Raw genomic sequence first — 13847 nt, forward strand, 5'->3', positions numbered from 1 at the left:
TTCCACAATCAGATTTGACCGAGGTGACGAAATTAACCAACATATTGGTGTGATGGGCCAGAATGTTGGTTAAGATTGAGTATCGACTTTGGAGCTACTTCGGCGTGGTTCTGTTTTTGTACTACTCCTTTTCTCGCCAGACGAGATCAAAGTGGCCAAGAATTAGGTCAACGGTGAGGTTGAACCAGTCGACCGCTGTCGCTGTGTCGATGACAGGGACTGGATCGTCAGTAGGGTGAATGATATCATGGCGCTGCTGAAGAAATGTCTGAAACTGGTCCCATTCATCGAAGTACGGACCATCGTGGGCAGTAAGGGTGATTCCGGATATGTCGTCTAGTGCATCCTTGGCTAAGTCTTTTCGACGAAGCTTGTTACGGCTTTTGTACTGTTTAACTGCATCAATAGCCGCGCTGTGGTCCTTTCCCTGCCACCGATAGTAGAGGTATACCTGACGGTAGAGACAATTATCGATTGCAGAGACTAGAAGGGGTCCGGCAGCAAGCGGGTTTTCACGGTTAATAGCCGCCTTAGCTTCGCGAAGTAGTTTGATCCAGGGTGGGTCAGTTCCTTCGGTTTGGAGAAGATTCTGTTGGTAGATTAGGGTGATTTCGTCGCCTGCCGTGACCTCATCTTGCTCGGTTTCGTCTTTGCGGAGGTTCGCAGTAATCAGGACTTTTCGCGGTGCGACTTGTGTGATTGAGACGAGGAGGATATCGGCCAAGGTGGCCCTAGTAACCGAGTTTTCATGGGTATCAATCGGTAGCCGGTCGTCTTCGTTGACATTAGCACGCTCCGCACCTTTTAATATGAGTGAACCGGGCTCGATCTCGTACCCAGTGTATAGATTGCTAAGGGTGTGTTCGGATGTTTCACCGACGGTCACGTCCGTATAATTCAGTCCTTGACTGCCCCCAATACTGAACGGGTACGACCGATATGATTCTCCAGTTTCAGCAACCTCCTCAAGACAGATCAAGAAAGCATTCTCGGGGAAAAACCAGGCACTACAGACCGGACACTGCATATAGCTATTCGGAGTAATACTACTGTGGGATATGTTCCGCCGTTCTAAGTGCCTGAACAGCTGAATGATGCCGAGTCTCTGTTTACACTGCGGACAGGTGAGATTCGTTCCACCTGCCTCTGCATCGAACGGTAATCGAGATGCGATGGACATCTATTTCTCTCCTCTTGGACCTGCTCAGTTATAAACCGACACAGGTAGAAATCCAGAAATAAGACCCTCAGGCCAACGAAACACCACACCACGAATACTCAGGTGTCGGTGAGTCCAGTTTGGCAGGACACGGCACTACGATCACTGCATCGGCGACGCCGCTGCAGAATCGACGAGAGAGTACTCTCGATCCCGGCTCGTCCCCTCCGCCTCGAGGAGGTTGTACTGCTCCATCTTCGAGAGGTACGTGCGGATAGTCCGCTTCGTCCGGGGGTCGTCGACCTCCTCGGCATACTGCTCGTGAATCTCGCTGGGTCCGATCGGGCCGTGGTCGCGGACGATATCGTAGACGACCCGCTGATGGGGGGTAAGTGAATCGAGGCTCTTCTGTTTGATTTGGGCCCGGGCATCCTCGGCGGCGTCTAGGAGTATGTCGTCGGTGATCCGCTCGTGGTTCTCGCGGTCAGCCTTGCTGGCCGCTGTTCGAAGGATGCCGATTGCGAGACGGGCGTCGCCGGCGGCCGCGTCGGCAATCCGGTAGAGCTGGTCGTCGGTGATGACGTCCTCATCGAGGCCCCACTTCGCGCGAGCACTCAGGATGTCGTACAGCTGCTCGTCGTGGTACTTGTCCATCCGGACGTGTTCGCTGGAGCGCAGGCGACTCACGAGGCGATCGTCGACGCGGCCGAACAGTTCCTCTTCCTTGTTCGCGATGCAGATGATCGCGAACTGCGGGAGGCTGTGAAGGTCGTAGATGACGCTGGGGTCTTCGAGCTGGTCGACCTCGTCGAGGATGACTACCGTTCGCGGGCCGTCATGTTGCTGGAGGCGATCGACGAGTTCGTCGTGGGGCGTCGACTGTCGGTGGATGTCGATAGTAGCGCCGAGGTCGTCGAGGATTTGGTAGAGCGTCCGGAATCGGGTGTAGTTGCGCCAGCAGTTGACATAGGTGGTCTTGACGTCGAGGACCTCTTCGCGGAGCCGTTCGGTGACGAACTTCGAGATACAGGTTTTACCGGCACCGCTGGGTCCGGTGACGATGGCGGTATCGGCGGGTTCGCCGTTCGTGATTGGTTCGAGGACACTGGAGAGGTGGTTGACTTCGGCGTCGCGATGCTCGACTTCTCGAGGAACGAATCCGGCGCGGAGCACGCGAGCATCGCGGATCATCTTCTATAGCTGTTCATATTTTCCGTCCTGATTATAAAGCGTAACCGGGTCGTTTCCGGAAAAGCAAGATCTGGATACCGAAAACATTCTCATCCGGTCGCTGCCCCGTGGTTCCACAACCAGAAATCCCTGTTTCCGGGAAAGACCAGAGATTAGTTCAGTAACATTCCTTTATTTGGACAAGCATCAAGTAGGCCTCGGTTAGAACATAAGAGCATGCCAATCTCCGACCTCCTGACTCCTCGTGAAGAAGTTCAGGAAGGCAGATTTCAGGGAGTTCTCCAAGCTCACAAGGTAGGTGGCTCAGAGGACCGACTGGAAAACGACCCTTCCCGCCTGCTCTCCATGACATACCCGTCGAACGCCTTGGAAACCGCGTTCGACCACGTCGACAACAAACTCCGGAGCCGAGATAGCCAAGGAGGAATCACGCTCACCGGCCCCTACGGAGCAGGTAAATCCCACGGCCTGCTAACCCTCTACCACCTCTTCAACAGCCCGGATATCGGCCAGGAATGGCTCGACGAATGGGAGATCGCTCTCGACGTCCCGGACTCTGCAGAAGCAACTATCCTCTCTACCAGCGAGACCGACGCCGACCATATCTGGGAACCGATCTTCGAAGACCTGGGACGTGAGGATATCTCGGAAGATGTCAAGCGCTACGTCACGACCGATCATATCGAGGACCTCTGTAGTGACAAGCCGGTCGCTATCTTTTTCGACGAGATCGAAACGTGGTGGGAGTCCTTCAGCGACTCAGAAGACGAGGAACTGGTGGAACGCAACGAGTTCTTCATCCAGAACCTGCTGGAGGTAGCGAATGACCCTGACGAGGACTTGTTCGTCTTCATCACGCTCCTGGACAAGAGCGACGACTTCAAGCGGATTCTCAACAGGACGAACCCCTACGCTGTCGACCTGAACGCTACAGGGGACCGGGAACGGATAATCCTCCACCGCCTCTTCGAGACCCGGCGCGAGGAGCTGGACGAGAATAAGGTTCGGGATATCGTTCAGAACTACGTCGAGAACTACAGCTACCCCATCGAGATCGAGGAGGAGAAACGGTATGAGAATCGGATGGTCGAGACCTATCCGTTCCATCCAGAGCTTCTAGATCTGCTCGACAATCTATACGAGGGCGGGAAGGAACGGCAGAACGTCCGGGGAGCGATGAACGTCCTCGCAGACACGGTCCGCAGGCTGTACCAGGAGACAAATCTCATCATCACCAGCGACATCGAAGCAGCTGCGTTCCGGGGGATCAACCAGACCCTATTCAACCGGTACGTCTCCGATCTCGATTCAGTCGAGGATATCGACTACGGTGAAGAGTTGCTGAAGACTATCCTCTTATACACTCTGGACGAGCGGTCCCAGATGGCCTCCGTCACCGAGTGCCTGCTTGGAACCTACAAGCCAGGGAAGAACTCGGTGTCGAAGCTTGATATGTCCCTTCAGAACCTGTACGGCACGGCTCACTACCTTGACCGTGACGAACAGAAGACCAACTACTACATCACCGAGGATCCGAAGCTCACCGCTCTCGTAACCCGGGAGCAGGAACGGGTTTTGGACGGGGACAGGGAAGCTATCGAGGAGAAGCTGGCCGAGGTCGTCAGAGATGATGTCTGGGACGGAGGTGTGATCGTCTACCCTGAGGATGACGTCTCGGACTCGCGGGATATCTCCGTCGTGGTTATGCTGGATTACCTGTCGAATGGGGCCTTGGAGAAGAAGCTGAACGGTTTCTTCGAGGGCCGAACCTACCAGAACACGGTTCTCTTCGTCACGCCGAACCAGAAGATCCGGCAGGATGACGACCTTATCAGCAAGGCCGCACGGGTGCTCGGTGCGGAGAATCTGAGAGGGAAAGTCGACGACGAGCAGGGAGAGCTGGAGAAGATCATCCGTGACGAGCGCCGGGAGCTCCGGAACGAGCTTGAGGACAACTACGGCAGCTGGGTGAAGTGGACTGATTCAGGAGGCGGTCTCCGGATGAGGAAGAAATCGGTCAGCCCAGATGTGGAGGACGTGAAGAGCAAGGTTGGCCGTGACAAGACGTACATCGGCGAGAAGATCGTCGACGAAGTTCAGGACGCGGAAAACGGCGTCAACGTGGCCTCGATGCTCAACGACTTCCGCCAGTTCCGAAGGATGCCCGTGGTCCTAGAGGACAGTGCGTTTTACTCCGCTCTCGGCCAGCTCTACCGTGATGGGAAGATCATCTTGGAGAGTGACCGGGCGAAGTTCTACGCTACTCAGAAAGGCGATCCGCTACCGGACTTGGACGATGATCTGACCATTCACCACCCGGATAACCTTGACGAGTCAGTCTACACGGAGACGGAACCTGAGCCAGAGCCTGACCCAGACACCACTGGTACTGGAGGGGTTACGACAGGTAGCAGCATCGGGACCGGAGACGGAACAACGACTACTGTTGGGCAAACCGAGACTGAGACAGGTAGTGGAGGAGAGACCGTCAGCACCGAGACGGAGACAAAGACAGTACAGCTGGAAGGGAACAGCCCCCGTGTTCTGCGAAGCGTAGCCGAATCTAGGGTCAACGCAGACTCAGACACTGCTACCCACATCGATCTCTCCTACGATTTAGACGACCTCTCGAAGGAAGAGCTGATCGAGTTCCTGGAACAGCTTCCAAGCGCCATCCACATCGACGCCCAGGTGGTGATCGAAAGTGAAGTTCAAGACTGAGGCCCTCACCGACCTCGTCGAAGCCGAAGACCCTGTCAACTCAGTCTGGCAGGCAGTCTGGAATATCTGGGCTCCACCAGGAGACGATATCGGCTCACATTACAGCCGTGAGCCGCAGATGGTGGAGTACGAACGCCTGCTTCTTGACGTCTACAGCGAGTTTTACACAGACATCCTGACCGACAAGTGTGTGAACGAGGCCTCCATGAACGTCCCTGAGGACGGGACACTGATTATGATGGACTCGATGAGTGTCCGGGAGGCCTCTCTGTTCGTACAGTTCCTGCAAAGTGGAGACAGTGATCTGTCCGTCGGCTACTCCTACTCGACCGTCCCGTCAGAGACTATGCCTTTCCGGGAACGAGTAGGTTACTCCGACCTGAAGAAGGAGTACAAAACTGCGAGCGTGAAAAGCCAGGAACCATCACTGGACGGTGACGAACGGATAGTCTGGTGCCGTTTCCCTGACGCACTTCTCGAAAACATCCAGGAAGGGAAAACGAAGCTATCCTCGATCGAGGAGATGTACGAGAAATCGGAGACAGCCCTCCGAAACATCATTGCCCAACTTGATACGGATACACTGGTCATCACCTCGGATCACGGCTACGCACGGTTGGACTCCGGCCACACTTTCCAGATATCGGATCGGCAGAAAAACCGGCTTCAGGACACCTTCAGCGGACGCTTCGAAAGCGTCGGAGAGGTCAACGCGGACGACCTCGTAGAGGAAGGCCTTGTTGTCGAGGCTGACGGATACTATATGCCTCTTGGACGGTACACCTGGCCCGCAGGAGGGAAGTACTCCAATTTCCAGCACGGAGGCCTCAGCGTTTCTGAATGTATCACTCCGCGAATCACAGTAAACCTCTAAAATCCAGCTATGAGCAAAGACAACAGTAGTCGTCGACCTATCGAAATTTCATTCCCGATCGAGGAAGTCAACGAGATCGCGTCGAAAGAAGGCCACGCCAAGCGGTACTACCGTCCGGTGTACACGATGCACAAGTACTGGGCCAGGCGGCTGGGCTCAGTTTTCCGCACAATGCTCCTGTACTCTCTCGCAGAAGATGAGATACATATCAAGGAGAACGGACAGGAGAGCCTTGAGGAGCTGCCGGACGTTGACTGGGATAACCCTGAGGCCTTGTGGGAGTACTACCTGGAAGATGTCGACTTCGACGGCAAGACTGTTCTGGACCCGTTCATGGGCGGCGGGACAACCATCGTCGAAGCCCTGCGGATGGGATGTAACGTCATCGGCAGCGACCTCAATCCTGTCGCCTGGTTCACCGTCAAGAAAGAGATCGAGCCGGTCGACATCGATGACCTGCAGAAGGCCTACGACGAGATCTATGAATCCGTCGGTGAGGAAATCCTCGAATACTACCAGACTCCATGTCCGGACTGCGACGATATGGCGGACGCGATGTACTACTTCTGGGTCAAGGAAATCGAGTGCCTGAACTGCGGCCATGACGTCCCCCTGTTCAAGAGCTACTACTTTGCTAACTCCCGTTCCTCCAAAGACAGCTACAAGAACGTTCTCTGCCCGGACTGCTGGACCGTCCAGCAAACAGACGACCACAGTACCGAGACGAAGTGCGTGAACGAAGACTGCGGTAACAAGTTCATGCCCAAGGAGGGAACCGCTTCAGGTCAGAACTATACTTGTCCTGATTGCGGTGTCCGGAGCAAGATTATCGACGCCACGAAGCGGTTCGGGAAGCCGGACTCCCAGATGTACGCGGTTGAGTACTACTGCAGTTCCTGCGACGATAAAGGATACAAAGATCCCACTGATCACGACTTAGAGCTCTACGAAAAGGCCAGCCAGGAGCTGGAGGAAGAATGGGACGAGCTTCCGATCCCGGAGCAGGACCGGTACCAGGGCAGCAGCGACCGTGCATGGAACCACGGCTACCACAAGTACCACCAGATGTTCAACGACCGGCAGCTGTTGCTGCTGGGCCGACTCCTGAACGAGATCGACGATATCGAGGATCAGAATGTGAAGGAGTTCCTGCTCACCACGTTCTCCGCCATGCTGGAGTCGAACAATATGTTCTGCATGTACAATCGCGTGGCGAACAAGCTTGAACCCATTTATAACTACAACACGATTATCGCCCGCCACACACCCGTTGAAGGCAATATCTGGGGAAGTGATTACGGACGTGGCACCTTCAAGGGGATGTTCGATAAGACGAAGGCCGCGAAGGAATGGTGTCAGAGCCCGGTCGAGAAGTACATCGATGAGGACGGAAACTCACAGGACAAGCAGATGCAGACTCCTGTAGAGGGTGTTCTGGTAGACGATGCGTCCGAACTTGGGGGGACAGGGAACGCTATGCTCCGCTGCGGAACATCAGAGTACCTGCCTATCGAAGATAAGTCCGTGGACGCGATCATCACGGATCCTCCGTACTACGACAACGAGATGTACGCCGAGCTCTCTGACTTCTACTACGTTTGGTTGCACCAGGTTCTCAGCGACACCTACGATCACTTCCAGGGAGAACGGACGCCCAAGAAGAGCGAGGCCGTTGTCGATCCTGCCAAAGACGTTGAGGACAAGAGAACCGAAGAGCACTACATCGAGACTTTGACCAACGTCTTCAACGAATCTCGTCGAAAACTGGCCGACGATGGCATTATGGCCTTTACCTTCCATCACAAGGAGACCGAGGCCTGGGGTTCAACGCTTCAATCTGTCTTGGATGCTGATTTCTACATCAGCGCTCTCTACCCTGTGAACAGCGAGACCCGAGGCGGTACACGGCACGGCAGAGCCACCGTGGACTACGACACAATCATCGTCTGTAGAAAACGTCAGGAAGACCCAGAGGAGGTCTCTTGGAAGTCCCTTGAGGACGACATCTACTTCCGGGCAGAAGACGAGATCGACCGCTTAGAGCAGGCTGGACGCCGCTTAACTGGCGGTGATATCTTCGTGGTAGCGATGGGAAAGTGCCTGGAAATCTTCTCAAAGCATTACCCGAACGTCACCCGAGACGGAGAACAGATGGACGTCGTCGAGGCTGTCGACGCCATCAAGGAAATCGTCGACGAGCAGCTCCTTGAAGAACGGTTCCAGATCCTCAGCGAGGAAATGGACCCGCTCAGCGCTGTCTACCTGACCCACGTACTCGGACGGGGTGAGGAACTGTCCTTCAATGCTCTCAATAAAGATCTCCGGCAGAGAGGTGTCGACGTAGCAGAACTGGTCCACGAAGACCTACTGGAGCAGCAGGGAGACGACCTCGTCATCCTCAACCCTCTAGAACGGGCCGACCGCCTGGAGAACAAGAACGAGCCGCTCGCTATCGACAAGGCCCACTACCTCTACTACCTCTTCGAGACAGACCAGTTAGCGAAGAAATTCGGCCAATGGACAGACGAAGCAGCAATCAATGCTCTACGGAGACTCTCTGAAATCGAAGGAAATGACGACTACGATGATATCGCGGAGTACGTGAAGGAACAGTCAGACACCCAGCTGGAGATCGAAGACTTCAGCTGACCCTGTATCGCCCCGCGGGGACGGGGCTTTTGAGATTACTTTTATACCAATTGCCAGTTTACGGACTGCTAGAACCGGATGAACTTCGATATTGGCTATCACGTCGTCGACGAGGAGACCTTAGAAGACGGCGATAGGTTCGAGGAGAAGATGAGCGTAGTAGAGTTTCTCCGTCGAGTCGACGATATGAGCGATCTTCCCTATGATATTGCGGTCTATGGTCTCGACAGTTATCTTCGAGGTGCCGAAGATCCTGAAGAGATCAGCGAGTTTATCCACGATATCCTGGCGGAGCGCGTGAACTTCCTGATGACGAACAACCCCAGAGTACAGTTCGTGGTAGACAACGTGGAGTACTGGGACGAGCCTGTACTACCTGACGGCGCCGACCGAATCGAGCTAAATATAATTTTCCGGGGAAGCCTCGAACAGGTCGGGCCAGGTTGGTACTCCAGCAATCTGAACGTGACCTCATAGAACTGGCCCCATCGCTCTGTGGCGGGTCTCGTTGCTCTATTCCTGCGATTGTTCAGATCACCGGCCGGGGAAACTGCTATGAAGGAAGTATTATAATCAATCGTCGTCTACGCTTCGGTCGTGACTGAGTCTGTATTTCCGTTTCCAGGAGGCAAATCATATCTAGCCCCCTGGATTATCGAACATTTCCCTAAGCACAAGTGCTACGTTGAGGTATTTGGCGGAAGTGGAGCGGTGCTGGTCAACAAGCCCGAGAGCCATACCGAGGTCTACAACGACTTAGACGGCGACCTAGTCCAGTTCTTCAAGGTACTTCGGGAAAGAGAAGACGAGCTCGTTGAGTGGTTGAACCTGACGCCCTACGCAAGGGAACAGCACCAGGAATGGAAAGAAGACTTCTACTCCGGCGAAAGGCCTGACGACCCGATAGAGCGGGCAGGCCGATTCTTCTACCTCCGGTACTCCCAGTACGCCTCAAAATACCGGACAGCTTCGGGATTCGCGGGAGCCCATCAGAGAAACAAGGCCCGGAAGCTGAGAAACGCTGCGGAGAAACTCCACGAGTTTGCTGACCGATTCAAGAACGTCCAGATCGAGAATCTTGATTACGCCGAAGTGATTGATCGGTACGACAGCGAGGACACGTTCTTCTACTGCGACCCGCCTTACCTCGACGAAGGTGACGATCTCTACCGACACGAAGACGCTTTTGACCATGAACGGTTCGTCGACACTCTGACTCAAACCGAGGGCAAGTGGGCGGTATCCTACCAACGAGTCCCAGAGGGATTACAAGATTACATCATCGTGGAGAAAGGCCGCTCTCAGTTCATGAACAAGCAACATAATGATGAGACGCGCTCAACTGAGGTCACGGAGCGCCTCATCCTCAATTACGACCTCGATGAAGCTGGGAAGTTCGAGGTTGACGATACAGAGCAGACTACGCTTGACGGTCTTAACGACGACGAGTAAACATCCAGATGCTCTACTAAAGGTTTAAGTGTGCTCTATCAAACACTTTCTCAAGTCTACTCTCAATATCTGGGGTTTACTAACAAGTCTGTCAGTCCTTCTCAAAGGGATGTTTTGGGCTGTCTTCCCATCCTTTGATTTGGATGCCTGGGATGTTATGCTCTTGAATGATATCGGCGTGGCCGACGAATAGGCCTAATTCGAGTTCCGGACTCCTAAGAGGATCGGGGCTACTCCCGACATACTTATTTTGGCCATCACGATCCAACTCCATATCCTCACCTGGTCGTGCATAGGCACCGTACTCAAGAATTTTCTTCGTTCCCTCGATGACTGGGGGTTCGTATTCCTCATCCTCCAATACGATACTGTGTTTGACTTCTCCGATGAACAGGCGGATGAGGGTTGGATCGTCTGCTTCTGCGTCCAACTCTAATAGAACTATATCGGGAGTCTTGCGACCGCTTCCGGACTCTTGGCCGAATGCTTCGCTACGTATCCACCGGCGATGTTGGTGAACGTAGCCTACTCGCGCTGGATCACTCGTACCGAACTCGTCTGTTAAGGGTGGTTCAGGGGATGGATATCTTGGCTCGCGAATTGACAGAAGGTCATGAAAGTCGGTGCTGTCGTCGTAGGGATACTTACCTTCCCAATCGTTGAACAGGAGAAATTCGGAGTTATCGTGTTCCCACCGGGCTAAGAGTTCACCACGATAGTCTCCACTTGTGTCTCCGGTGAAAGGCTCCAATTGATTTTCGACTTGTTCAACTTGCTCGAGGAGTTTGAATATCCAATATAGTTCGTATACATCTGAGCCTTCTTCATTCTCTTCAGTGGGATGGAACAGGTCTAGACTGAGGAGACTCGCGGCGTACTCCCCGTGTTCGTCGAGCCAATCCGTGCCCAAACCCCGGTAGTATTCTAGCAGGGCAGCCGCTTCCCGATAGACCCGGTCGCGATCAGCTTTCACTTCAGCAATTTCCCGGTCAGTAACCGAGACTGTATTAAGATCTACTGTCTCAAAATGGGGGCTGTTCAGGATGCGATTTAGCTCCTGCCGATATTCGCCCTCAGGCCCCCATTCTTCAAACCAGGTTGGCCATTTACCATCCTCAACGACGTTACGATTGAAGTCTGTACAGATGGACAGGATTGTCGAGAGGACCGCAAACAGAACCCGATTCCGGGTCGAATAGGGCGTCTTTTCCCGCACGCGGCAGGCAAACTTCTGTGACCTTATATCGCCTGTCCGATAGCGATACTGAATAGTTTCACCCCAATCTATGTGACCACGGAGTGTACCATCTGTGATTTCGACACGCTGAGTGACCTCTGGATCGAGAGATCGGAGTCTAGCTGGTAATAGTGAAATAAAATCCAGAACACCGACTGACTCTCCATATTTGTCCCTAATCCCTGCTGTCTTCTCGATCGGAACAGATAGTTCTTCGCGGCGTTTGGTCGTTCGTGGCTCCCACTTCCCTGTGCGGAGGAAATGGTACGAAAGGATATCATCAAGACCACGAATGTTAACATTGGGATCAAGAGCCCGAGACCATCCCTCAATGTTGGTCACATCGCCGAGATATCCCGTCAGGTGCTCAGCACACTCTCTGACGATGTCCTCGGGTTCCGGAGCCGAGATACCGTTTCTACTCGCCATCTGTGGGTATCGCGATATCTAAATACTCTCTGGTAAACTCGTTCACTATATCACGATCGAAAAGTTCGTCATCTAGTCGACCCCCAATTTCACCTAATACATCGTCCATTTTGCTTGGCGGAAGACCATCGAGTTGTGGAAGTAGCTTCGCAACGGTGGCGTATTCGTAGTGGAGTTCTCCAGTTCGTTCTATGCCTGTAATAACTTGTTTAGCAAGGTCCTCAATCACACCTGGTCCAACTTTTTGATGTCGTTGAACCGCTGTCCATAGAATCGTCAGATCCTCTTTCAGGCGATTATCCAAGTCACTACTGACGTTCTCGATATCCTCTTCATCAGGATAACCTAAATCCCAGATTTCTAAGTATTCGTCAAGAAGGAACTCACCATCTTCCTCCAAGTCTTCGTCATCAGGGACCGGCACTTGGATGAACGCGAACCGACGCATGAAAGCCCGGCTCATCCGGTATAATGATGATTTATCGACAGAATTGATCGTCGCAATCAATCGCCAGTCTTCGGGGATATAATACGTATGTGAGTTCACTCGTGGCTCTGTAATGGCGTTGGGATTCCCATTCAGTTTGATCGGTTTCGAGGGTTCCTGAGTTGTATCATCGAACGGGAGTGTGACGTTGTTTCCTGTCAGCGCGGAGAACAGTGATCCGAAGGCCTTGTCGATGTTAGCTCGGTTTAGCTCATCGATTACCAGCCACTCGTTTTTTGCCTCAATACCACGGGCCCCTATGCGACTCTCATCCATGAATCGCTGAAGGAATAGGCCAGGGTGAAATTCGAGACCGCCGTCAGTTTGTGGACGATACCCACCAATCGTATCAAAGGTCGTCCAGTCGTCTGTTGCCGTCGCCATCTGGTAATTGTCAGCATAGTACTCAGCCACTTGTTCGGCAAGATCACTTTTTCCCGAACCAGGAGGACCCGTTAGGATGACGTGGTTCCCACTTCGAAGCGCAATATCTATTTGTTCGATTACAGTTTGGCTTCGCTCCTCGTCGGGGGGAAAATACAGGTCAATATCATCGGGTGTGCCGTCAACCTCTTCGAAGACAACCGGTTCCTTCCACAGATTATAGCTCTCAAAGTAGTGTCGTTCAATTTGGGATAACAGGGATCCCAGTGACTCCGGCAGCGTATTGCCGTCATTATCACCGTAAACCTCAGCCCGAAGTGAACTCATGATTGCGCTCTTACTTTTGTCTTGCAATTCTTGAACTCGCGAGATGGCTTGTTCCCGCCGCTCTTGTACGGATTTACGCCGATCCGTATTTACGAGATATTCATAAACGAGATGTTCCAGGCGTTGGGCTCGGTATTGATTGCTGGCCCAATTATCCTCCAGTACTTCATTGAGCTGTGTTCGGATCCACCGAATACGGTCACGCATCTGAAGAGCTTCATCAATACGATCCGGAGTTACTGTGATTACAGTCTCGCCTCCCCTATCACCGCGTTCTCTCAGTTCACGCGGTTGAATTGATATCCCATTCTCACTTCCTCTTTCAAGGGTCTCATCAGCTACGTAGGACTTGTGCGGAGCATTATCATCTCCTGTGTCGTAGTGTGAATAGACTGCATCGTCCCAGAAGGTGAAGACATCATAGTCTTCGTGATACCCTCCGAGAATCACCTGATACTCTTCATCTGGGTTCCAATCGCTACCACTTTCACGGTCGGTAATCTCGTGACCGTTTTCATTTGTATTATCCAGGCGAACGTTTATCGCCCATCCATGATCCTCATCACTATAACTAGTCTCGAATAAATAGAACCGAACCTGACTCGGTAGAGGGTCCTGTAGATCTACATCGAGAGGGTTAGAGTCAACACCGGAATGTTGCTTGACGTATCCGCCTAGAGCATCCAAAAGAATTTCACGAGGGGTTGGAGGAGAGGACTTGCTGGTCATATCTTTGTCGTATAATAATAGGTCGATAAAAGCGTCGCTGTCTAGTTAGTCAGTTTGACAAAGTGGGATGTCCGAGTCTTAATGACCGTCGACTGAGTTCTCAGCCCTCTCTGACTTATTTTGGCCGCTCTCGGTAAGCCACTCGTAAGCTGTCAGTCCTGACAAGAGTGAAGTGAGACCGATATCTTGGTAGGGAGTGTTCGATGGA

The 13847-nt window shown here is 53.1% G+C and carries 9 protein-coding genes; 5 read left to right on the forward strand and 4 right to left on the reverse strand.

The annotated features are described in order from the left end of the window. Positions 1-121: 121 nt before the first annotated feature. Together EI982_RS00915 and EI982_RS00920 are read right to left on the reverse strand one after the other, a co-directional pair. Positions 122-1180: a hypothetical protein gene (locus EI982_RS00915; protein ID WP_157687716.1), complete on the reverse strand. Its 1059-nt coding sequence runs from the start codon at positions 1178-1180 to the stop codon at positions 122-124. 141 nt (positions 1181-1321) lie between these two features. Beyond that, on the reverse strand, positions 1322-2350 hold the full coding sequence (locus EI982_RS00920; RefSeq protein WP_157687717.1) for a Cdc6/Cdc18 family protein: 1029 nt from the start codon (positions 2348-2350) through the stop codon (positions 1322-1324). A 216-nt stretch (positions 2351-2566) separates the two neighbouring features. On the opposite strand from EI982_RS00920, the gene EI982_RS00925 reads away from it, so the two are divergent. The 5 genes from EI982_RS00925 to EI982_RS00945 all read left to right on the forward strand — a co-directional run bounded on the left by EI982_RS00925 (position 2567) and on the right by EI982_RS00945 (position 10046). Continuing rightward, positions 2567-5071, forward strand: a complete 2505-nt coding sequence (locus EI982_RS00925; RefSeq protein ID WP_157687718.1) for a DUF499 family protein — start codon at positions 2567-2569, stop codon at positions 5069-5071. Continuing rightward, the gene (locus tag EI982_RS00930; RefSeq protein ID WP_157687719.1) at positions 5055-5945 is read left to right on the forward strand and encodes a PglZ domain-containing protein; all 891 of its coding nucleotides are present in this window, start codon (positions 5055-5057) and stop codon (positions 5943-5945) included. The genes EI982_RS00925 and EI982_RS00930 overlap by 17 nt, the downstream gene beginning before the upstream one ends. A 9-nt stretch (positions 5946-5954) precedes the next feature. Beyond that, entirely contained in the window at positions 5955-8594 is a 2640-nt protein-coding gene (locus EI982_RS00935; RefSeq protein ID WP_157687720.1) for a DUF1156 domain-containing protein, read from the forward strand. A 78-nt stretch (positions 8595-8672) separates the two neighbouring features. Continuing rightward, positions 8673-9071 (forward strand): DUF8076 family protein, encoded by a 399-nt coding sequence (locus EI982_RS00940; RefSeq protein WP_157687721.1) that lies wholly within the window; start codon positions 8673-8675, stop codon positions 9069-9071. 120 nt (positions 9072-9191) lie between these two features. Beyond that, positions 9192-10046 (forward strand): DNA adenine methylase, encoded by an 855-nt coding sequence (locus EI982_RS00945; RefSeq protein WP_157687722.1) that lies wholly within the window; start codon positions 9192-9194, stop codon positions 10044-10046. A gap of 91 nt (positions 10047-10137) precedes the next feature. Here EI982_RS00945 and EI982_RS00950 read toward each other — a convergent pair whose 3' ends face one another. Both EI982_RS00950 and EI982_RS00955 read right to left on the reverse strand, forming a co-directional pair. After that, positions 10138-11712, reverse strand: a complete 1575-nt coding sequence (locus EI982_RS00950; RefSeq protein ID WP_157687723.1) for a hypothetical protein — start codon at positions 11710-11712, stop codon at positions 10138-10140. Next, on the reverse strand, positions 11702-13639 hold the full coding sequence (locus EI982_RS00955; protein ID WP_157687724.1) for an AAA family ATPase: 1938 nt from the start codon (positions 13637-13639) through the stop codon (positions 11702-11704). The genes EI982_RS00950 and EI982_RS00955 overlap by 11 nt, the downstream gene beginning before the upstream one ends. Positions 13640-13847: the final 208 nt, after the last annotated feature.

It is taken from the genome of Haloplanus salinarum (assembly GCF_009762275.1).
GTDB classification, from domain to species: domain Archaea; phylum Halobacteriota; class Halobacteria; order Halobacteriales; family Haloferacaceae; genus Haloplanus; species Haloplanus salinarum.